Raw genomic sequence first — 20,862 nt, 5'->3', positions numbered from 1 at the left:
TGCTCGGCGAGGCCTCGTCGGCGGACAAAGTGGCTGCGGAAGAGCGGTTGCGGAAGCGTGCCTCGCTGGAAAGCGCCATCGCTGACGTCGAGAAGCGCCAGCAGTCGGTTCTCCTGCAAGCCCAAAGTGGGGACCCGGACGATCCGTTCACCCGCGGCCTGCGATCCACGTACAACGGCTTGGAGGCGGAGAAGAAAGCGATCTCCACACAGGTCGAGGCTCTGGACGCCGATGCCGCGAGCCAGCCGGAGCTGCCCGGCCCGGACGAGGCAGCCTTGCTCGACGCCTTGCCCCTGCTTGCCCTCAAACTGGCCGCCGCGCCGCCGGAGCTGCTGAGGAGACTCTTCGAAGTGCTCCGGCTCGAAGTACGATTGCTGGACGACGATCATGTCGAGATAGCCATCACGCTGCCAGCCGGGGACGTTCCGGACGTGGCCGAGGTGGCGGAGAGGATCACGGATCAGATGACTGACACACAAGCCGCTCAGCCGAGCGCGCTCGCTTGTGTAGATGTCGTCCGTGCCCCCGGTGAGATTCGAACTCACACTGGACGGGTTTTGAATCCGTTGCCTCTGCCAGTTGGGCTACGGGGGCGCAGTGCCGGAAACTCTACGGGATCCCCGTGCTCGCCTGTGCGCCGGGTCCGGTGATCGACTACCGCCTCGTGCTGGGTGTCATGCCCGCCACTTCGTGGTGAAGGCCATCGTGGGATCTGGATCGTTCCCGGTACGCTGGGCTCTCGCGGGTGACCGCGTGTCGTAGACGCCCCGCCGAGCCTTCAGGAGGAACACCGGTGACCGAACAGGCTGCCGAGCCGAACGGCGCGCCGCGGCGACGGGTGCTCGTCGCGGAAGACGAGGCGCTCATCCGCCTCGACCTGGTGGAGATGCTGCGCGAAGAGGGCTACGAGGTGGTCGGCGAGGCCGGCGACGGCGAGGAAGCCATCGCGCTCGCCACCGATCTCAAGCCGGACCTCGTGATCCTCGACGTCAAGATGCCGAAGCTCGACGGTATCGAGGCGGCCGCGCGGATCACCGGCGACCGGATCGCGCCGGTCGTCATCCTCACCGCGTTCAGCCAGCGCGACCTCGTCGAACGGGCCCGGGACGCGGGCACGATGGCTTATCTGGTCAAGCCGTTCGCCAAGCGCGACCTCGTGCCTGCCATCGAACTGGCCGTCAGCCGGTTCTCCGAGCTGCAGGCGCTCGAGGCCGAGGTCGCCGGGCTCACTGACCGGCTCGAGACCCGCAAGGTCATCGACCGGGCGAAGGGCCTGCTGATGAGCCGCCAGGGGCTCACTGAACCGGACGCGTTCCGGTGGATCCAGCGGACCGCGATGGATCGGCGCACGACGATGAAGGCGGTCGCGGAGGCCGTTGTGGAGAGCATCGGCAGCTGAGACTGCCCAGTGCGGAGCGGGCGCGGCCTTCGGGTCGCGCCCGCTCTGTCCATTTCGGACGGCTTCCGGCCGGTTCGTGCCGGGATCCGCGCTCATCTGCGCGCGGAAGTCACTCGTCGTGAAAATCTGGCAGGGAAACGCCGGTATTCGAAGCCGTGCCGCAAACGGAGCGTTCCGACCGGGCGTGGGCCGCTCGGTAACCGGGGGATCACCCTCCGGACCCGGTTCCCGGGCTTGCCGGGGTGTCCCCGCAGGTCAATGCGGGCCCGATTGTTTCCGGTCGCCGCCGGGACTTTTCGCGAACCCTCGAAACCTCCTGCTGACCAGGGAAACCCGTCTGCCGCAACCGGTCCGTCCCCCACCCGTACGGGTTGATCTCCCCTGCGCGAAAGGGCAAGGTTGCTACCTTGGATGCCGACAGATCGTGGTGTCGGTCACGGTGACGGAGGGGATGTTCCTACACTTCCCCCATCGATCGGACGCGCAGTCAAGACCCGATCGAGGGGCGTTCGCATACTCAGGGTTAATCACTCGGTCGCTGCAATAAGACGATCGAGTGTAAATCTTCGGTTAATACTCGTGACGACCGTCACGATGTGGATACAAGACCCGGAGTAACTCTGTGCAACGCCTCACGCGGCGGCTACGTTCAGCGCCCAAGTCGAAGTCCCACGCAAGGGACCCGCCGTTCTCAGCGAGCGTGGCGGGTGGCATTTGGAGGAACGAGTGCAGAGAGCACGACTCACTAAGGTCATCGTGCTGGCCGCGGCGGGAGCCATCTCCCTTGGCGCCTGTTCGGCGCGGACCGGCAGCGGCTCGGGCAGCGACAGCAATGCCCCGCAGGCCGCGGCTCCGTCGGCGGCCGCGAACGCCGCCGACCCGGCAGGGGACGGCAAGGCCAAGTGCTCGCCGACCACGATCGCGTACGCCGGCACCATCAACGGCGCGAACGCGGCGCTCGGGCAGAACATCCTCAAGGGTGCCAAGCTCGCCGTCGACCAGCACAATAAGGCGAACCCGAACTGCCAGGTCAAGCTGGACCAGTTCGACACCGAGGGCACTCCGGACAAGGCGCCCGGCATCGTGACCCAGATCGTCAACACCAAGGACATCATCGGCGTCATCGGCCTCCCGTTCTCGGGCGAGTCGAAGGCGGCAGGCAACATCTTCAACGCCGCCGGCCTGGTCACCATCACCCCGTCGGCGACCAACCCGTCGCTCGCCCAGAACGGCTGGAAGACCTTCTTCCGCGCCCTGGGCAACGACAACACGCAGGGCCCGGCCGCCGCGAAGTTCATCACCGGCGACCTGAAGGCCAACAAGGTCTGCGTGATCGAGGACGACTCCGAGTACGGCACCGGCCTCGCCGCCTCGACCATCAAGGCGCTCGGCGACAAGGCGACCTGCCAGGACAAGGTCAAGACCAAGCAGACCGACTTCTCGGCCGTGGTCAACAAGATCAAGGGCGAAAAGCCGGACGCGATCTTCTACTCGGGCTACTACCAGGAAGCCGCTCCGTTCGCGCTGCAGCTGAACGACGCCGGCGTCAAGGCGAAGTTCGTCGGTCCGGACGGCGTCAAGGACGACCAGTTCGTGAAGGGCGCGGGCGACGCCGCGGCCAGCGCGTACTTCACCTGCCCGTGCGTGCCGGCTGACCAGTTCACCAAGTTCACCGACGCCTACAAGGCGGCGACCGGCGTCGACCCGGGCACCTACTCGCCCGAGGCCTACGACGTCGCGACGATCCTGCTGAAGGGCATCGACGCGGGCAAGACCGACCGCGCCGGACTGCTGGACTTCGTGAAGAACTACGACGGCCAGGGCATCACCAAGCACTACAAGTGGGACGACCACGGCGAGCTGTCCGCCACCACCGTGTGGACCTACAAGGTGGAGAACGGCAAGATCGTCCGCAACACCGAGATCAAGTAGCCCAGCCGCTTCCGGTCCCAGTACCGGGGTGCGCGTCCGGCGGCTGATCCCGCCGGGCGCGCACCCCGGACCCACATGGAGAACTAGTGTGTCGATGACCCATCTCGGCTCCCTCGTCCTTGCCGACGGCGGAAGCTGGATCACATTCGACGTGAAATCGTTCCTGAACCAGTTCTGGGACAACACGTTCGACGGCCTTGCCTACGGCAGCATCTACGCGCTCGTAGCACTCGGGTACACCCTCGTCTACGGCGTGCTCAAGCTCATCAACTTCGCCCACTCCGAGGTGTTCATCTACGGCGCCTACGCGACGTGGTTCACCTTCTACGGCTTGGGTTTCCGTCCAGGCTCGACGCCGGACCTGCCGATCTTCGAGCTCATCGGGTTCCTGCTGATCGCGCTGATCGCCTCGATGGCCATCTCCGGCGGCACCGCGGTGGTGCTGGAACGGGTCGCCTACCGGCCGCTGCGCAAACGCAACGCGCCCCGCCTGGTCTTCCTGATCACCGCGATCGGCGCTTCGTTCGTGCTGCAGCAGATCCTCTTCATCTGGCGCGGCGGCAACCCGGAGAACAGCATCCGGCTGTTGAAGAACGACGAGGTCTTCTCGCTGTTCGGCGGCAGCGTCCAGATCGTCACCATCATCACCGTGGTCGCGGCGATCCTGCTGATGGTCGGCGCGGACTTCTTCGTCAACAAGACCAAGTTCGGCCGCGGCATCCGCGCGGTGGCCCAGGACCCGGACACCGCGACGCTGATGGGCGTCAACAAGGAACGCGTCATCACGCTCACGTTCCTCATCGGCGGTGTGCTGGCCGGTGCGGCGTCGTTGTTCTACATGATGAAGATCCCGTCCGGCGCGTCGTATCAGGGCGGGTTCATCCTCGGCATCAAGGCGTTCACCGCCGCGGTGCTCGGCGGCATCGGCAACCTGCGCGGCGCGCTGCTCGGCGGCCTGCTGCTCGGCGTCGTGGAGAACTACGGCCAGTCGCTGTTCGGCGGCGCCTGGCGCGACGTCGTCGCGTTCGTGCTGCTGGTGCTCATCCTGATGCTCCGTCCGACCGGCATTCTCGGCGAGTCGCTCGGAAAGGCGCGGGTATGACGACCACTTCGACCGAACCCGCCGCTCCCGCGGGCAAGACGCGCCGCCGCCCGGTCTCGGACTGGTGGAACAACCTGTCCCGGGTCCAGCAGTGGGGGGTGCTGATCCCGCTGGTGGCGCTGGTCTACCTGCTGCCGGTGCTGAACCCGCCGCTGATCAGCACCGAGCCCGGCTACGACTTCCCGATCGCGATGTTCGAGGTGTCCCGCTACGCGCTGGTCGCCATCGGGCTCAACATCGTGGTCGGCCAGGCCGGCCTGCTCGACCTCGGCTACGTCGGGTTCTTCGCGGTCGGCGCCTATGTGATGGCGCTGTTCACGAGTCCGGACTCGTCGCTGTCCAAGCTGCCGTTCCTCGTCGTGCTGCCGATCGCCATGGCCGTCACGATGATCTTCGGGGTGGTCCTCGGGACGCCGACGTTGCGATTGCGCGGTGACTACCTGGCGATCGTCACCCTCGGCTTCGGCGAAATCGTCCGGCTGCTCGCGGACAACGTCGACCCGCTGCGCGGCAACCGCGGCTTCCAGTCGGTCGGGCACCCGCCCGGCACGAACGCCGACGGCACGCCGTTGTTCAACAACTCCAACGGCATTCCGTGGTACTTCCTGTGCGTCACGATCATCATCATCATCCTGTTCGCGGTCGGCAACCTCGAGCGCAGCCGGGTCGGCCGTGCCTGGGTCGCGATCCGCGACGACGAGGACGCGGCCGAGATCATGGGCGTGCCCACGTTCAAGTTCAAGATCTGGGCGTTCGTCGGCGGCGCGGCGGTCGGCGGCCTCTCCGGGGCGCTGTACGCGGGCCAGCTGGGCTTCGTGAACAACCAGAAGTTCGACGTGGTCACCTCGATGCTGTTCCTCGCCGCGGTCATCCTCGGCGGCGCGGGGAACAAGGTCGGCGTGCTGCTGGGCGCGATCGTGGTGGCGTACGTTCCGCTGCGGTTCCAGGCGATCGCGGAGTACAAGTACCTGATCTTCGGCGTCGCGCTGATCATCCTGATGATCTTTCGCCCGCAGGGCCTCCTGGGCGCGCGGCAGCGGCTGCTCACCTACGGCAGGCTGGCGTACCAGCGGCTGCTCGGCAAGGGTGAACAGGTCAGCACCGACAATCCGGGGGAGAAGTCATGACCGTCCCTGGCAACGGAACCGGGCCCGAGGTCCCGGCCGAAGGCGGCCTGGTGGCCGAGGTCGCGCACATGACGGCCGAGGAGCTCGCCGAGCACGAGGCCGAGGTCGCCGAGGTCGTCGCGCCGGACCGGGAGATCAAGGCCGAGTACGGGGAAACCCTGCTCAAGGTCGACGACGTCACCGTCCGCTTCGGCGGGCTGGTGGCGCTCGACGCGGTGTCCTTCGAGATTCGCCGCGGCGAGATCCTGGGCCTGATCGGGCCGAACGGGGCCGGGAAGACGACCTGCTTCAACGCAATGACCGGGGTCTACCGGCCGACCTCGGGACACGTGCTGCTGGAGGGCAAGCCGCTGGGCAAGGCGTCCCGGCACGGGATCACCCAGCTCGGCATTGCCCGGACGTTCCAGAACATCCGGCTGTTCTCCGAGATGACGGCGCTGGAGAACGTGGTCGTCGGCACTGACGCCCGGCACCGCACCAGCCTGCTCGGCGCCCTGCTGCGCAGCCCGCGGCACCACCGCGAGGAAAAGCAGGCGATCGACAAGGCGATGGCCTTGCTGGAGTTCGTCGGCATCGCCGACCGGGCCGCGGACCGCGCGAAGAACCTCCCGTACGGCTATCAGCGCCGGCTGGAGATCGCGCGGGCACTGGCCACCGAGCCGAAGCTGCTGTGCCTCGACGAGCCGGCCGCCGGGTTCAACCCGGCGGAGAAGGAAGAGCTCATGGGGCTGATCCGGACGATCCGCGACGACGGCTACACCGTCCTGCTGATCGAACACGACATGAAACTCGTCATGGGCGTGACCGACCGGATCGTGGTGCTGGAGTTCGGCAAGAAGATCGCCGACGGGCTGCCCGCCGAGATCCGGGAGAACCCCGCCGTGATCGCCGCCTACCTGGGAGTCCCCGACGATGACGCTGCTTGAGCTGTCCGACGTTTCCGTTCACTACGGGCGGATCCAGGCCGTGTCCGGGTTGTCGATCACGGTCGAGGAAGGCGAGATCGTCACCCTGATCGGGGCGAACGGCGCCGGCAAGTCCACCACGATGCGGGCGATCTCGGGCATCCGGCCGATCTCGGCCGGCTCGATCCGGTTCGACGGCGAGGACATCTCGCGGCTGCGCGGCGACCTGCGCGTGGTACGCGGGATCTCCCAGGCGCCGGAAGGCCGGGGGATCTTCCCCGGCATGACGGTGCTGGAGAACCTGGACATGGGCGCGTACGCGCGCAAGGACCGGAAGAATCTCCAGCCGGACTTCGACCGGGTTTTCGAGCTGTTCCCGCGCCTGGCCGAACGCAAGAGCCAGGTCGGCGGCACGATGTCCGGCGGCGAGCAGCAGATGCTCGCCATCGGCCGGGCCCTGATGGCGAAGCCGCGGCTGCTGCTGCTGGACGAGCCGTCGATGGGGCTCGCGCCGCAGTTCATCCAGCAGATCTTCCGGATCATCACGGAGATCAACCGCCAGGGCACCACGGTGCTGCTGGTCGAGCAGAACGCGCAGCAGGCGCTCTCGCGGGCGCACCGCGCGTACGTGCTGGAGACCGGGCAGATCACCAAGTCCGGCACCGGTAAGGAACTGCTGGCGGACAACAGCATCAAGGAGGCGTACCTCGGCGTCGGCTGAGGCGCGCGTCCGACTGTCCGTGAAGGGCCCCTTGAGGGAATCCAATTCCCTCAAGGGGCCCTTCACGGCGTTTCCGGGCGGGGACGGCGACCAGCGGTTGTCCTCACGGCCGAAAAAGCTGGTGGACCTGGCCCGGGTCGCGGAGGTTTGCTGATACCGGAAGGAGACCCGGCGGAAAGGAGAAACCGGTGCGGATCGCGGAGCAGGAAATCGTCGAAGGCGTGGCGGCGGGAGTGCCGTTCGTGGCGTTGCCGCCGGCGGACCGGGAAGGGCCCGCGTCGCTGGTCGTGGGCTGGCATCTGATGGAGCCTCCGTGCAGCGAGCGGGCGATGGCGGCCGCGGTGCCGATGACCGGGGTGCCGGCGTGGCGGGTGTATTTCGGACTGCCGCTGAGCGGGGACCGGCTGCCCGAAGGCGGGTACGACGAGTTCTTCCGGCTGGCGAGCGAAGACGCGGTACTGAATATCAACGAGCCGGTCACCGAGCAGGCGGCGGCGGAATTCCCGGCCGCCATCGCGGATCTGCGCGCCCGGCTGTCTCCTGTGGACGGTCCGGTCGGCGTCTTCGGCGGCTCGGCCGGCTCGGCGGTCGCGCTGGAGGTGCTGGCGCGCGGCGAGGTCGAGATCGCGGCGGGCGCGGTGGTCAGCCCGGTCGTCCAGCTCGCCCCGGTGATCGGTCGCAACGAGCGGATCTACCACGCCTCGTACCCGTGGAGCGAGCGGTCCCGGGCAGTAGCGGCGCACTACGACTTTCTCGCGCGGGCCGCCGAACTGACCGTGCCGCTCCTGCTGGTGGTGGGGGAGGAGGACGACCTCGCCTTCCGCGAGCCGTCCGCGGCACTTCACTCCGTGCTGGGGGACCGCTCGGAACTCGTGACCGTGCCGGGAATGGAACACGCGTTCGCGGACGCGCCCGGCCTCGAACCGGCACCGCAGACCGAGTCCGCCAAAGCGGTGGACGCGGCGTTCACGGAATGGTTCCGCCGGCAGTTGGCAGCGTGATCGCGTCCAGACCGGCTTCGGGAAGGCAGCGGCGCACCGGATCGCAAGCGCACCAGTCCTGTTCGCGGCTGGTGCGCTCAGCCAGGGCCAGCAGCCGCCGCAGCGGAGGGCTGATCCGGTCGCGGTGCCCGACCAGCGCGCTGCTTACCGTAGCGAGTCGGCTCCAGCGTGTGCCACGGGGCGTACCGACGCCGGAGTGGTCGATCGGCACGTCGAAGCGCGCGCACAGCTCCCGCAGACGGGACAGCCATGGTTGATTGCCTCGGCTTCGCAGAGGCGGCGAGATCGCCTTCAAGCCGGTGCCTCCCGGCCGGGAAGCACCGGCTTGATCTCGCGGCCGTGCGTCAGATCCCGCAGGGCCGAATCCGCGCGGCCGAACTCCATCGGCTCAAGCGCCCGGCGGGCGGTCCCGGACGATGCACGTCAGGCGAGCGGTGCAGGTGCGGCGGCCCTCGTCGTCGGTCAGCACGATCTCCGACGTGATGGTCCCGCGGCCGACGTGCAGCGGCGTCGCGACGCCGGTGACGGTGCCGGAGCGGACCGCGCGGTGGTGGGTGCAGGACAGTTCGAGGCCCATCGCCGCCCGCTCGGGGCCGGCGTTGAGCGCGGCGAGCACCGAGCCGAGCGCCTCGGCGACGGTCGCGTTCGCCCCGCCGTGCAGCAGACCGTAGGGCTGGAGGTTGCCCTCGACCGGGATGGTGCCGACGACCCGCTCCGGGCTCAGCTCGACGAGCTTCAGCCCGATTTTGTCGTTCAGCTGCTGTCCTGCGGCCTCGGGGTCGATGCCCCCGAACTGGCCCGGCGTGATTTCCGCCGTCTGCTCGGTCACTCTCTGCTCCTCAACCTATGCGACACGCAAGAGTGTCGGACCCTCACCCTAGACTCGGCCGCGTGAGCCCGAGCGAGAACCGAACCGTTGCCAACGCCACAGGAGCCACCGTCGAACAGGAGCGGCCGAAGCTGCTGCTGATCGACGGCCATTCGATGGCCTACCGCGCCTTCTTCGCCCTGCCCGCGGAGAATTTCCGCACGAAGACCGGGCAGATCACCAATGCGGTCTTCGGTTTCACCTCGATGCTGATCAACCTGCTGCGCGACGAGAAGCCGACGCACCTGGCGGTCGCCTTCGACCTGTCCCGCAAGACCTTCCGGTCCGAGCGGTTCGCCGATTACAAGGCCAACCGGAGCAGCTCGCCGGACGAGTTCCGCGGCCAGGTCGACCTGGTCAAAGAGGTCCTGCAGGTGCTCGGCATCCCGGCGCTCACCAAGGAGAACTACGAGGCCGACGACATCATCGCCACCCTCACCACGCAGGCGGGCGACGATTACGACGTCCTGATCTGCACCGGCGACCGGGACGCGCTGCAGCTGGTCACCGACCGGGTGACGGTGCTGTACCCGAAGCGGGGGGTGTCCGATCTGGTCCGGTTCACCCCGGACGCGGTCGAGGAGAAGTACGGCCTGACCCCGTCGCAGTACCCGGACTTCGCGGCGCTGCGCGGCGACCCGTCGGACAACCTGCCCGGCATCCCCGGGGTGGGGGAGAAGACCGCCGCCAAGTGGATCAAGCAGTTCGGGTCGCTGGCCGACCTGATCGACCGGGTCGACGAGGTGAAGGGGAAGGTCGGCGCCGCGCTGCGGGAGCACCTGTCGTCGGTGGCGCTGAACCGCGAACTGACCGAGCTGGTCCGGGACGTGGAACTGGAGTCCGCGCCGGGCGAGCTGGAGCTGCGCCCGTGGAACCGCGAAGAGGTGCACCGGCTGTTCGACGAGCTGGAGTTCCGCGTTCTGCGCGACCGCCTTTTCGACACCCTGAGCAGCGCCGAACCGGAGGCCGAGGAAGGCTTCGAGGTTTCCGGCGCGGCGGTCGCGCCGGGCGCGCTCGGCGGGTGGCTGACCGCGCACGCCGGCGGGGGCGAGCCGGTCGCGCTGTCCTTCCGCACCACCGGTTCCTCGGTCCGCTCCGACCTGAAGGCGGTCGCGTTCGCCGCGGCCGACGGGGAGGGCGCCTACGTCGACGTCACCGCGATGGACCAGGCGGACGACCAGGCGCTGTCGGCCTGGCTGGCGGACGGGAACATCCGCAAGACCGGCCATGATCTGAAGGTGGCCCTGCACGCGGTCCGAGCCCGCGGCTGGCAGTTCCGCGGCCTGGCGATGGACACCGCGCTCGCCGCGTATCTGGCGCGCCCGGGTCAGCGCACATTCGGCCTCGACGACCTGGCGCTGCGCTACCTGCACCGCGAGCTGCGTTCGGAAGCCGGCGACGGCGACGGCCAGCTGTCCCTGCTCGACGGCGGCGCGGACGAGTTGGAACAGAAGGAGATCTCCGCCGAGCTGGTGAAGGCGCGCGCGATCTTCGAACTGGCCGGCGCGCTCGGCAAGGAACTGGAGGAGCTGGGCGGCGCGAAGCTGCTGGGCGAACTGGAGCTGCCGCTGCTCGAGGTGATCACCGAACTGGAAGCGGCCGGCATCGCGGTGGACGTGGACCAGCTGACCGAGCTGGAGGCGCACTATCTGAGCCGGGTCACCCAGGCCGCGGAGGCCGCGTACGAGGTGATCGGCAAGCAGATCAACCTGGGTTCGCCGAAGCAGCTGCAGGTGGTGCTCTTCGACGAGCTGGGGATGCCGAAGACGAAGCGCACCAAGACCGGGTACACGACGGACGCGGACGCGCTGCAGGGGCTGTTCGAGAAGACCGAGCACCCGTTCCTGCAGCACCTGCTGGAACACCGCGACGCGACTCGGCTGCGCACCACCGTCGAGGGCCTGATCAAGTCGGTCGCCGACGACGGCCGGATCCACACCACACTGCAGCAGACCATCGCCGCCACCGGCCGGTTGTCGTCGGTGGAGCCAAATCTGCAGAACATCCCGGTGCGCACCGAGGAAGGCCGCCGCATCCGCGACGCGTTCGTGGTCGGGGAAGGCTACGCCGAACTGATGACCGCGGACTACAGCCAGATCGAAATGCGGATCATGGCCCACCTGTCGAAGGACGAGGGCTTGATCGAAGCCTTCAACAGCGGCGAGGACCTGCACACGTTCGTCGCCTCGCGCGCGTTTTCGGTGCCGGCCGAGGAAATCACGCCGGAACAGCGCTACCGCGTCAAGGCGATGTCGTACGGCCTGGCGTACGGCCTGTCGGCGTACGGCTTGTCGCAACAGCTGAAGATCTCGGTCGACGACGCGAAGGAGCAGATGGAAGCGTACTTCTCCCGCTTCGGCGGAGTGCGCGACTATCTGCAGTCGGTCGTCGGCGAGGCCGCGAAGGTGGGCTACACGGAAACGATCTTCGGACGCCGCCGCTACCTGCCGGACCTCAACAGCGACAACCGCCAACGCCGCGAAATGGCCGAGCGGATGGCCCTGAACGCCCCGATCCAGGGCAGCGCGGCGGACATCATCAAGGTGGCGATGCTGAACGTCCACCGCGCCCTGGCCGACGCGGGTCTGGAAAGCCGGGTCTTGCTGCAGGTCCACGACGAACTGGTGCTGGAGATCGCCGAAGGCGAGCGCGCGGACGTGGAGAAGCTGGTCCGGGAAGGCATGGGCTCCGCAGCGGAGCTGGCAGTGCCCCTGGAAGTCTCGGTCGGCTACGGCCGCTCCTGGAACGAAGCAGCGCACTAGAGAACAGGTCTCACCTGGTGCTGTGGTGACGCCTGGGCGGAGACCGTGAGCCGGTCTGGCCGTGAAGGGCCCCTTGAGGGAATCCAAGTCCCGGAAGGGGCCCTTCACGGCACCCAGCCCAGCCCGACGCAGGATTCACCCCGTCACCCGCCCGTCCAGCGGTACCCGGGTAACCGCCTCCGCACCTAGCGTCACATGCGCATGTGCCGCCAAAAACCAGGGAGGACCCGCCATGCTCAAGCGCCTCTTCCAGACCGTTCTGCGCCACGGCTGCTGTTCCGCCTGCACCGGCAAGGGCTGCGGCTGCTGCGCCAACTGCCACTGACCGCGCGGGGCCCGGCCGGCGAGCCGGGCCCCATCCCGGTCACCGCAGCCGCCAGTCCTCGGTCACGCCGCCCGTCGGACCCCGTTCACCAGCAACATCACCGATGCCAGCACTTCGCCCCGGGACCGGCCGGGCTGGAAAACCTGCCAGTCCAGCGCCACCACCAGCATGGTCCCGAACAATCCGGCCGCAGCGGTCGCGATGTCCAGCCCTTCCGGCAACCGCCCGGCCGCGCCGAGCCGCTCCAGCTGGGCTTTCACCACCGTGATGAGCTCTTCCCGCAGCAACGCCAGCGTGTCGTGCCACCGCCCCGGCGTATGCCACAGCTCGCTCACCACGATCTGCGAGAACCCCGGATACTCCGCGATGAACTCCAGGGTCGTGTCCACCTGCCGCTCGATCACCGCCAGCGGATCGTCGCCGGTTCCGGCGGCTCGGAGCCGCCCGGCCAGCAGGTCCACCCCGAACCGGAGGAGGGCGTCGACCAGCCCGTCCTTCGACCCGAAGTTGTAGTAGACCGTCCCTTTGGCGACGCCCGCTTCGGCCGCGATGTCGTCGACCGTCAGCCCGACCAGCCCCCGGCTGGCGGACAATCGCAGCGTCGCTTCGAAGAGCTTTTGCTTGGTCGTTTCCCTCATAGGCTCAGCTCGGGCTTGAGCGCGGACACCGACCACACCCGGTGCTTCCTCGCGGCGACGGTGGAGAGCAGGATCCCGCCGACCAGATACGCCAGCAGCACCCCGACGTCGCCGAGGATCTGCATCGACGCGCCGGAATACAGCAGATGCCGGAACCCGTCGATGGCGTAGCCCATCGGCAGCACGATGTGCAGCGGATACAGCGCGTCCGGGATCGTCTGCCACGGGAACGTCCCGCCCGCGCTCACCAGCTGCAGCACCAGCAGCACCAAGCCGAGGAACTTCCCGACCGCTCCGAAGAACGCGTTCAGCGCGTGCACGATCGACGTGAACGCCAGCGACACCAGGAACGCGAAGCCGATCGCGCCCAGCGGATGCGCGACGTGGATCCCGACCAGCCAGGTCACCGCGGCGAACAGCACGATCACCTGGCCCAGCCCCAGCACCGCCGAGGACAGCCAGCCGCCGAGCGCGACCCGCAGCGGCGACGCGCCCGCGGTGAGCGCGCGGGTCGAGAGCGGGCGGATCAGCAGGAACAGCACGAACGCGCCGATCCAGGTGGCCAGCGAGATGAAGAACGGGGCGAGACCGGCGCCGTAGGTGCCCGCCGAGGCGACGCCGTTCGACGTGACCGCGACTGGGTCGGCGATGGTGTTCGCGGTGGCGGTGCGCGTGGGGTCGTCCGGGTTCGGGATCTGGGCGAGCCCGGCGGAGAGCCCGTCGTGCAGCTTGGTCGCGCCGGCGGCGAGCTGGTCGGTGCCGGTGACCGCGGTCTTCTCGCCGTCGTTCAGCTTCGCCGCGCCGTCGCGCAGCTGGTTCGAGCCGTCCGACGCCTGCGAGATCCCGTTGGTGAGCTGCGGGGTGGCGGCGGCGAGCTGGTGCGCGCCGTCGGACACCTGGCGGGCGCCCGCGGCGAGCTTCTGCAGGTCGCCGTTCGCCGCCTGGATCTTCCCGTTCGCGTCGTTGACCGGGGTGCGCAGCTGGTCGAGGCGGGCCAGGATGTCGTTCACCTGACCGTCGGAGAGTCCGGCGTCGTGCAGCTGCGTGTTCAGCTGCGCACGGTAGCCGTCGAGCTTGCTCTGCAGATCGCTCGACGCGGACGAAGCCAGCGACGCGGCGTCCGCGACTTTCTGGTCGCCGTCGGCCACCTGCCCGGCCCCGTCGGCGAGCTGCTTGGTCTGGGCGGGCAGCTGCGCGGTGCTCGACTTGAGCGTGCCGAGACCGGTGGCGAGGCTGGCCGAACCAGTCGCCAGCTGGTTCGCGCCGTCGGCCAGCTGATGCTGCCCGGACTGGAGCTTCGTCGCTCCGTCGGCGAGCTGCTTGGCCCCGTCGGTCGCCTCGGAGATCTTGCCGTAGATGGTGGAGAAGCCGACGAGGAACTTGTCCGCGGCCTCGCTGCCCACCTTCTCCGCGATCGTCTTGCGGACCTGGTCGGCGACCTGCTTCGCGATCGTGCCGGACAGATAGTTGTTGGCGTCGTTGGTGGTCAGCGTGATGGTCGCCTGCTGCGGCTCGAAGTTGCCGGACGACAGCAGCGCCTTGGAGAAGTCGTGCGGAATGCCGATGGCGAACGAGTACTTGTCGTCCCGCACGCCGTCCCGCGCGTCCTTTTCGGACACTTGGTGCCACTGGAAGGTGCCGGACTTGACGAGTTCGTCGGTGACCTCGCGGCCGACGTTGCGCTCGGCCCCGCCGGAGTCCTTCGCACCGGCGTCGTCGGTGAACACCGCGGCGGGCAGCTTGTCGAGGCGGCCGTACGGGTCGTAGTTCGCGTACAGGTAGAAGGACGCGTACAGCAGCGGTACCAGGACCAGCGCGAGCATCGCGAGCTTCGGCAGCGTCCCGGTGGACAGCCGGCGCAGCTCGTTGAGCGCGATCCGGAACGCGTTCAGTCCGCCGGCCCGCTTGTGGGGGGTAGTCATGCCCGGTCTCCCTCGGAGGTCTCGGTTTCGGCGGTCAGTTCGGCGGTTTCCGGGAGCTGCTTGGTCTGCTCGGCGACGGGCTCGGCCTCGGCGGCGGGCTCGGGCTCTGGCGGCGTGTACAGCCGCAGCGGGTCCGGTTGCTCGGTCTCGCCGATCCGGGCCGGGAGACAGGGGAGCGCCGTCACCGGCGTGGTCGCGGCGAGCACCGCCACCGCGAACCCGCGGGCGGCATGCTCCTTCGCGACGTCCGCCCAGTTCTCGACGGTGCTGGTGTGCCGGTCGGGCGCGTCCAGGACGAGCACGCGGACGCCGTCGCGCTCAGCGGCGAGCGAGGTGAGCAGGCGGATGCGCAGCGCGGGCTCGAGGCTCTCGAACCGGCTGTCGGCATAGGGGGCCACGTCGTGCTGACCGAGCCACTTTGTGACAGCATCCTTGCTGGAAGGACGGTGCGCGAGCGCCAGCTCCTCGCCGACGACCACCCGCAACGGCAACGCTTCGTCCGGCTCGCTGACCCCTCGCGCGTCCACGACCGCCACCAGCCGCTGCAGATCGCCGGCGGGGTCGGCGGTCACGGTGCCGGTGGTCGGCTTGAGCCGTCCGGCCAGCGCCAGCCCCAGTGCGGTGATGCCGACGCTCGGCTCGCCGTGCACGACGGTGAGGCAGCCCTCCTCGAGGACGAGCGAGGTCGGCGGCAACAAGGGGCCGTGCGGGCCCTTCAGGGACACCCGGTCGGCACGGACCTGCACAGAACACACTCCACGGTTTTTGAACTGACTAGTCAGTTCAAAAACTAGCCCTGCTGATCAAGGCGGGCAAGGCGGCTTGCCGGACGTCACACCAAAGAGCGGACCGCGCAGCGCGACGCCCACGCAGGGTGGGTCCGGCGCGGCCGTGGCAGGCGCCCGTCGCGCGCGCAAGCCGCTCACCCAAGCCGTTGCTCAGCCGGATCAAGTCCGTGAAGGGCCCCTTGAGGTACTCGGATTCCCTCAAGGGGCCCTTCACGGACAGTCAAGTGCTTCACGGGACATCGAGGGACGGTCGCCGAGGAATCACCGCAGTGCCCAGGCCGGGTGGACCTCCCAGGAAGTCCACAACGGCCGGTACCCCTGCCGATGCCAGAACACCGACGACAACGGATTGGTCGGGTTGTAGTACAGATACGTCCCCGCCGCTCCCCGGCTGAGCAGCTCCCGGTGCGCCCGTCCCATCAACGCGCGTCCGACCCCGCCGCCGCGGCTTCCCTGCGCGGTCACCACGTTGTTCACATACCCCCACCGTCCGGGCGGCAGCAGCTCGGCCGCCTCGTTGCCTGGCGCGGACTCCACCCACGCGCATTGCGCCAGTCCGACCGCCTCGCCGCCGGCGTCCGCGAGCCAGGTCATGCCCTCGCCTAGCGCGCGCCGCACCGCGGGCCGCACCAGTTCGGCGGTCTGCTCTCGCTTCCGATGCGCGACAAGTCCGGTGTAGTCGAACGTAGCCGTGCACAACGCCATCGCCGCTTCGAAATCCTCCGGCCCGGCAAGGCGAATCGCCAAGTCCGTTTCTAGCTCTTCGGCCGGCGCGGGCCGCCGGACCGCGAGCGCGGCCAGCGGGACCAGCCCGTGGTCGAGGAAAGCTCGGACGGCTTCGGCGTCCCGGCTCGGCCAGTTCACGACGCACGACGAATCGGCTCCGAGCCGCTGAGTGTCCAGAAAGGACCGCAGCGCGGTGAGCAACGCGTCGAATCCTTCGGTGCCAGGTGTTTCCGGCTCCGGGAACAGCTGCCACACCTCGGCTGCCGACCAGAGCAGGGGAGTGTCGTCCGGGCCGTACCGGTAGCGGTGGGCCGCGCCGGCGACCGGTTGGCCGGACGCGGTCGTCGCATGCAGCAGCTCGCCGCCCTTGGCCGGGCCGAACGGCCCGGGGGGCGGCGGAAGAAGCGGGTCCAGTGCGGCGAACCGGCCAGCGGAGCTCACCGTCGCAGCGTAGCCGGTCAGGCGCGCCGAGTGCGGAAGATCGCCGTGCCGGGGAACAGCCTGCCGCGCAACGGGCTCCACTGGCCCCAGGTGCGGGTGTGCCCGGCCGGCCACTCCGGTTCCACCAGGTCTTCCAGCACGAATCCGGTCGCGGCGATCGCGCGCACGTAATCGCCGAGCGTGCGGTGGTACTCGACGTACGTCGCGGTGCCGTCGTCGTCCACTTCGACGTACGGCGTGCGGTCGAAGTACGGCTGGGTCGCGGTGAGCCCCTGCGGACCGGGGTCGTCCGGGAAGATCCAGCGCATCGGGTGGGTCACCGAGAAAACCCACGGCCCGCCGGGCCGCAGCACGCGGTGCACTTCGGCGAACACGGTCTCCAGCGACGGCACGAAGGGGAGCGCCCCGAACGCGGAACACGCGACGTCGAAACTCGCCGGAGCGAACGGCAGCCGTTCGGCGTTCGCCTGCACGAGCGGGACCGCCGTGCCGGTGCGCTCGTTGCCCTCCCGGGCGTGCCGGAGCATCCCGCCGGACAGGTCGGTCGCCACCGGTTCGGCCCCGGCGCCGGCGAGCCAGCGCGAGCACGCCGCCTGCCCGCAGCCGATCTCCAGCACCCGCCTGCCGCGCACGTCGCCGAGCAGCCGCGCGTCTTCCTCCCGCACGCCCTCCGGGCACCAGACGAAGTCGGCGTCGCCGAGGAACCCGCCGTGGGCGGCCTGGTAGTCGTCGGCGTCCGCGTCCCACCAGGCCAGATTCGCCGCTTCGGCCTCGCCGCCGCCGACCGTGCGGTGGGCGACGCCGACGGTGCCGAGCCGCTGCTCGGCGCTGGCATGGCGGTCCCCGGGCGGGGTCGCCGGAACCCCGGCGGGCTCGGGCATGTCCGGTCTCCTCTTCCGGTGGCGCCGGGCGGGTTCGCGGGAATGCCCGGACCGGCGGAAACGTTGTGCCGAAGGTACCGGCAGCCGAGGGGGCCCCTGATTGTGTCCCCCGCGGGGGCCCGCGTACGATACGTGTTAGCGCAGTGGGTTCGCGCTGCCTGGGTGACTACCCACCGGGGCCGCGCACCGTCAGCGGGTCATGCCGCGGTCGTTCACTGGTGGAACGTTTGGTCGCCGGACGTTTGAGCAGGGTCGCCGCATGCCATGGCTGCGGATCCCGTCGCGTGCACCACCGGTAGCCCAGAAGACCACCTACGACACCCATCCCACCGGAGCAACCCGCCTAATGACCACCGACACCGCCACCGCCCCGACCGCCCCCACCGGGGCCCCGCAGGTCGCCATCAACGACATCGGGTCGGAGGAAGACTTCCTCGCGGCTATCGACAAGACCATCAAGTACTTCAACGATGGCGACATCGTCGAAGGCACGATCGTCAAGGTCGACCGCGACGAGGTCCTGCTCGACATCGGCTACAAGACCGAGGGCGTCATCCCCTCGCGCGAGCTGTCCATCAAGCACGATGTCGACCCGGCTGAGGTTGTCACCGTCGGCGATGAGGTCGAAGCCCTCGTTCTCCAGAAGGAGGACAAGGAAGGCCGTCTGATCCTGTCCAAGAAGCGCGCCCAGTACGAGCGCGCCTGGGGCACGATCGAGGAGCTCAAGGAGAAGGACGAGCCCGTCAAGGGCACCGTCATCGAGGTCGTCAAGGGCGGCCTCATCCTCGACATCGGCCTGCGCGGCTTCCTGCCCGCGTCGCTGGTCGAGATGCGCCGCGTGCGCGACCTGCAGCCCTACGTCGGCCGCGAGCTCGAGGCGAAGATCATCGAGCTGGACAAGAACCGCAACAACGTGGTCCTGTCCCGCCGCGCCTACCTGGAGCAGACCCAGTCCGAGGTGCGCAGCGAGTTCCTCAACGCGCTCGCCAAGGGCCAGGTCCGCAAGGGCGTCGTGTCCTCCATCGTCAACTTCGGCGCCTTCGTGGACCTGGGCGGCGTGGACGGCCTGGTGCACGTCTCCGAGCTGTCCTGGAAGCACATCGACCACCCGTCCGAGGTCGTCGAGGTCGGCCAGGAGGTCACGGTCGAGGTCCTGGACGTCGACATGGACCGCGAGCGCGTCTCGCTGTCGCTGAAGGCGACCCAGGAAGACCCGTGGCGCCAGTTCGCCCGCACCCACGCGATCGGCCAGATCGTGCCGGGCAAGGTCACCAAGCTCGTTCCGTTCGGCGCGTTCGTCCGCGTCGAGGAGGGCATCGAGGGCCTGGTGCACATCTCCGAGCTGGCCGAGCGCCACGTGGAGATCCCGGAGCAGGTCGTCCAGGTCAACGGCGACGTCATGGTCAAGGTCATCGACATCGACCTCGAGCGCCGCCGCATCTCGCTGTCGCTGAAGCAGGCGAACGAGGGCGTCACGCCGGAGACCGAGTTCGACCCCACCCAGTACGGCATGGCCGCCGAGTACGACCCCGAGGGCAACTACATCTACCCCGAGGGCTTCGACCCGGACACGCAGGAGTGGCAGGAAGGCTTCGACAAGCAGCGCGAGGAGTGGGAGCGCCAGTACGCCGAGGCGCACACCCGCTACGAGGCGCACATGGCCCAGGTCAAGAAGGCCGCCGAGGCCGACGCCGAAGCCGCTGCGGACGCTGCCACCGGCATCGAAGGCGGCGAGCAGAGCTACACCTCGTCGGCTCCGGTCGAGGCCAAGAGCGGCGGCACGCTCGCCAGCGACGAGCAGCTCGCGGCCCTGCGCGAGAAGCTGTCCGGCGGTGCGTGAGCACTCCCGGCTGACTCGCTGAGTCTCTGACGGTTCAGGCCCCGGTCCTCGCGGACCGGGGCCTGACTGTTTTCGACGGGCATTACGGCGAGCTGGGCCGGCACGGGAGCGCGGTGCGCACCGCAACGGCCTTCCGGGAACGCGGTGTGCACGCAACGGCTTTTCCGGGAGCGCGATGTGCTCCGCACGGCTTTTCCGGGGTCGTGGCGGGTGCGCGGCTCCCGGCGGGCGTCGCGGCAGATCAGCCGTGCAAGCCGAGGCCCGTGATCATCGCCCCGACTCCTCGCCGGTAGGTCGCTTCCTGCACCGAGTCGGCCGGGTCGAGGAACCATTCGTCCAGCGGGCTTTGCAGGCTGATCGTGAGCTCGACGCTGACCAGCCCGTGCATCGCCGTCCAGAACAGGTAGCCGCACTCCTGCGGATCGGCGCCCGCCGGCGCGACTCGGCTGATTTTCGTTACCAGCTCAGCGAAAGTCGTGCGGATCACTCCGGACCGCAACTCCGGATCCGGGTCGTAGTCGTGCACCGACCGCTCGAACATCAGCCCGTAGCGAGCCGGGTTCTCCAGTGCGAACCGGCGGTAAGCGAGCGCGAGGGCCAGCAGATCCGCGACGCCTTCGCCGTCCGCGGGCGCGGGGGTGCGCAGCTCCTCGCCGAGCGCGTCGAAGGCTCGCTCGTACAACGCGTCCAGCAACCCGGTGCGCCCGCCGAACCGGGTGTACACCGTGATCGTCGACGCCCCGGCCCGCTCTGCCACGCCGCGCACAGTGAGTCCGGCGACGCCGCGGTCGGCGAGTACGGCCAGCGCTGCGTCGAGGAACCGGCCGCGCTGGTGCTGTTCCGCCGGCCTGGTCGAGAGGTGACGGGTGGCCACGTTCCCCACCCCCTTCGCGTGGTGCTCCGCGGGAATCGCGTCCGCGTCTCGCAAGCAGAAGATACGATATTCACGTCTTCTTGGGAATGTTTCGCGCACTGGTCGCGACCGTTCCCACGCGTGTTTTCCGTCAGCGGGAGGAACCGCCGTCATGATCGAGCCGGAACCCGGCACTGTAGTCGTCGCGGATGCCGGCAACGGCCGCTACGCCCAGCACATAGCCACCGCGACCCACGACTTCCTGTCCGACGAGCCTGCTTCGGCCGGCGGTGACGACGCCGGTCCGACCCCGTATGACCTGCTGCTTTCCGCCCTGGGCGCGTGCACCGCGATGACGCTGCGGATGTATGCCGACCGCAAGGACATCCCGCTCGTCCGGACCGTGGTCAAGCTGCGCCACGACCGCATTCACGCCCGAGACTGCGCACGTTGCGAAACCGAAACTGGGATGCTCAGCCGAATCACCAGGGAAATCTCCCTGGAAGGCGACCTGACGGACGAACAGCGCACCCGGCTCCTGGAAATCGCGGACAAATGCCCAGTTCACCGCACCTTGAGCAACGAGATCGCGATAGAAACCCGCGCCGTCTGACGGTTTTCCGCCAGTACC

18 protein-coding genes and 1 tRNA gene are annotated in these 20,862 nt (G+C 68.8%); 10 read left to right on the top strand and 9 right to left on the bottom strand.

The window, feature by feature from the left end:
- Positions 1 to 520: 520 nt before the first annotated feature.
- A tRNA-Leu gene (locus AMYBE_RS0116150) sits at positions 521 to 594 on the bottom strand.
- Between the two features lie 199 nt (positions 595 to 793).
- Here AMYBE_RS0116150 and AMYBE_RS0116145 point away from each other — a divergent pair.
- The 7 genes from AMYBE_RS0116145 to AMYBE_RS0116115 all read left to right on the top strand — a co-directional run bounded on the left by AMYBE_RS0116145 (position 794) and on the right by AMYBE_RS0116115 (position 8,187).
- Positions 794 to 1,399 (top strand): ANTAR domain-containing response regulator, encoded by a 606-nt coding sequence (locus AMYBE_RS0116145; RefSeq protein WP_020660430.1) that lies wholly within the window; start codon positions 794 to 796, stop codon positions 1,397 to 1,399.
- Between the two features lie 756 nt (positions 1,400 to 2,155).
- Positions 2,156 to 3,331 carry an ABC transporter substrate-binding protein gene (locus tag AMYBE_RS0116140; protein WP_020660429.1) on the top strand — a complete coding sequence of 392 codons (1,176 nt, stop codon included), beginning with the start codon at positions 2,156 to 2,158 and terminating at the stop codon, positions 3,329 to 3,331.
- Between the two features lie 94 nt (positions 3,332 to 3,425).
- Positions 3,426 to 4,433 (top strand): branched-chain amino acid ABC transporter permease, encoded by a 1,008-nt coding sequence (locus AMYBE_RS0116135; protein WP_027927703.1) that lies wholly within the window; start codon positions 3,426 to 3,428, stop codon positions 4,431 to 4,433.
- Positions 4,430 to 5,560 (top strand): branched-chain amino acid ABC transporter permease, encoded by a 1,131-nt coding sequence (locus AMYBE_RS0116130; protein WP_020660427.1) that lies wholly within the window; start codon positions 4,430 to 4,432, stop codon positions 5,558 to 5,560. Before AMYBE_RS0116135 ends, AMYBE_RS0116130 begins: the two co-directional genes overlap by 4 nt.
- Complete coding sequence (locus tag AMYBE_RS0116125) at positions 5,557 to 6,486, top strand: ABC transporter ATP-binding protein (protein WP_020660426.1); 930 nt, start codon at positions 5,557 to 5,559, stop codon at positions 6,484 to 6,486. Before AMYBE_RS0116130 ends, AMYBE_RS0116125 begins: the two co-directional genes overlap by 4 nt.
- Positions 6,473 to 7,186, top strand: a complete 714-nt coding sequence (locus AMYBE_RS0116120; RefSeq protein WP_020660425.1) for an ABC transporter ATP-binding protein — start codon at positions 6,473 to 6,475, stop codon at positions 7,184 to 7,186. Before AMYBE_RS0116125 ends, AMYBE_RS0116120 begins: the two co-directional genes overlap by 14 nt.
- Positions 7,187 to 7,374: 188 nt before the next feature.
- Positions 7,375 to 8,187 carry an alpha/beta hydrolase family protein gene (locus tag AMYBE_RS0116115; protein ID WP_020660424.1) on the top strand — a complete coding sequence of 271 codons (813 nt, stop codon included), beginning with the start codon at positions 7,375 to 7,377 and terminating at the stop codon, positions 8,185 to 8,187.
- Here AMYBE_RS0116115 and AMYBE_RS44900 read toward each other — a convergent pair.
- Together AMYBE_RS44900 and AMYBE_RS0116105 are read right to left on the bottom strand one after the other, a co-directional pair.
- A complete protein-coding gene (locus AMYBE_RS44900; protein WP_154676221.1) occupies positions 8,153 to 8,482 on the bottom strand; it encodes a hypothetical protein in 330 nt (109 codons plus the stop codon). The two genes, AMYBE_RS0116115 and AMYBE_RS44900, sit on opposite strands and share 35 nt — an antisense overlap.
- Positions 8,483 to 8,575: 93 nt before the next feature.
- The gene (locus AMYBE_RS0116105) at positions 8,576 to 9,016 is read right to left on the bottom strand and encodes a PaaI family thioesterase (RefSeq protein ID WP_020660422.1); all 441 of its coding nucleotides are present in this window, start codon (positions 9,014 to 9,016) and stop codon (positions 8,576 to 8,578) included.
- Positions 9,017 to 9,078: 62 nt separating this feature from the next.
- On the opposite strand from AMYBE_RS0116105, the gene polA reads away from it, so the two are divergent.
- On the top strand, positions 9,079 to 11,817 hold the full coding sequence (polA, locus tag AMYBE_RS0116100; RefSeq protein ID WP_020660421.1) for a DNA polymerase I: 2,739 nt from the start codon (positions 9,079 to 9,081) through the stop codon (positions 11,815 to 11,817).
- Positions 11,818 to 12,204: 387 nt separating this feature from the next.
- On the opposite strand, the gene AMYBE_RS0116095 is transcribed toward polA, so the two are convergent.
- The 5 genes from AMYBE_RS0116095 to AMYBE_RS0116075 form a co-directional block, all read right to left on the bottom strand.
- Positions 12,205 to 12,780, bottom strand: a complete 576-nt coding sequence (locus tag AMYBE_RS0116095; protein WP_020660420.1) for a TetR/AcrR family transcriptional regulator — start codon at positions 12,778 to 12,780, stop codon at positions 12,205 to 12,207.
- Positions 12,777 to 14,672: a YhgE/Pip domain-containing protein gene (locus AMYBE_RS0116090; RefSeq protein ID WP_027927702.1), complete on the bottom strand. Its 1,896-nt coding sequence runs from the start codon at positions 14,670 to 14,672 to the stop codon at positions 12,777 to 12,779. Before AMYBE_RS0116090 ends, AMYBE_RS0116095 begins: the two co-directional genes overlap by 4 nt.
- Before the next feature lie 26 nt (positions 14,673 to 14,698).
- A complete protein-coding gene (locus tag AMYBE_RS0116085) occupies positions 14,699 to 15,448 on the bottom strand; it encodes an ABC transporter ATP-binding protein (RefSeq protein ID WP_020660418.1) in 750 nt (249 codons plus the stop codon).
- Between the two features lie 303 nt (positions 15,449 to 15,751).
- Positions 15,752 to 16,657 carry a GNAT family N-acetyltransferase gene (locus tag AMYBE_RS0116080; RefSeq protein ID WP_027927700.1) on the bottom strand — a complete coding sequence of 302 codons (906 nt, stop codon included), beginning with the start codon at positions 16,655 to 16,657 and terminating at the stop codon, positions 15,752 to 15,754.
- A 17-nt stretch (positions 16,658 to 16,674) separates the two neighbouring features.
- On the bottom strand, positions 16,675 to 17,538 hold the full coding sequence (locus tag AMYBE_RS0116075; protein WP_020660416.1) for a class I SAM-dependent methyltransferase: 864 nt from the start codon (positions 17,536 to 17,538) through the stop codon (positions 16,675 to 16,677).
- Positions 17,539 to 17,884: 346 nt separating this feature from the next.
- On the opposite strand from AMYBE_RS0116075, the gene rpsA reads away from it, so the two are divergent.
- Positions 17,885 to 19,378 (top strand): 30S ribosomal protein S1, encoded by a 1,494-nt coding sequence (gene rpsA, locus AMYBE_RS0116070; protein WP_020660415.1) that lies wholly within the window; start codon positions 17,885 to 17,887, stop codon positions 19,376 to 19,378.
- Positions 19,379 to 19,619: 241 nt separating this feature from the next.
- Here the strand turns inward: rpsA and AMYBE_RS0116065 are convergent, their stop codons facing one another.
- Positions 19,620 to 20,252, bottom strand: coding sequence for a TetR/AcrR family transcriptional regulator (locus tag AMYBE_RS0116065; protein ID WP_027927699.1), 633 nt, complete (start codon positions 20,250 to 20,252; stop codon positions 19,620 to 19,622).
- Positions 20,253 to 20,403: 151 nt separating this feature from the next.
- On the opposite strand from AMYBE_RS0116065, the gene AMYBE_RS0116060 reads away from it, so the two are divergent.
- Positions 20,404 to 20,844 carry an OsmC family protein gene (locus AMYBE_RS0116060; protein ID WP_020660413.1) on the top strand — a complete coding sequence of 147 codons (441 nt, stop codon included), beginning with the start codon at positions 20,404 to 20,406 and terminating at the stop codon, positions 20,842 to 20,844.
- Positions 20,845 to 20,862: the final 18 nt, after the last annotated feature.

Origin of the sequence: Amycolatopsis benzoatilytica AK 16/65, from assembly GCF_000383915.1 — a bacterium.
Taxonomy (GTDB): Bacteria; Actinomycetota; Actinomycetes; order Mycobacteriales; family Pseudonocardiaceae; genus Amycolatopsis; species Amycolatopsis benzoatilytica.
This window is presented reverse-complemented; position numbering and strand designations above follow the sequence as displayed.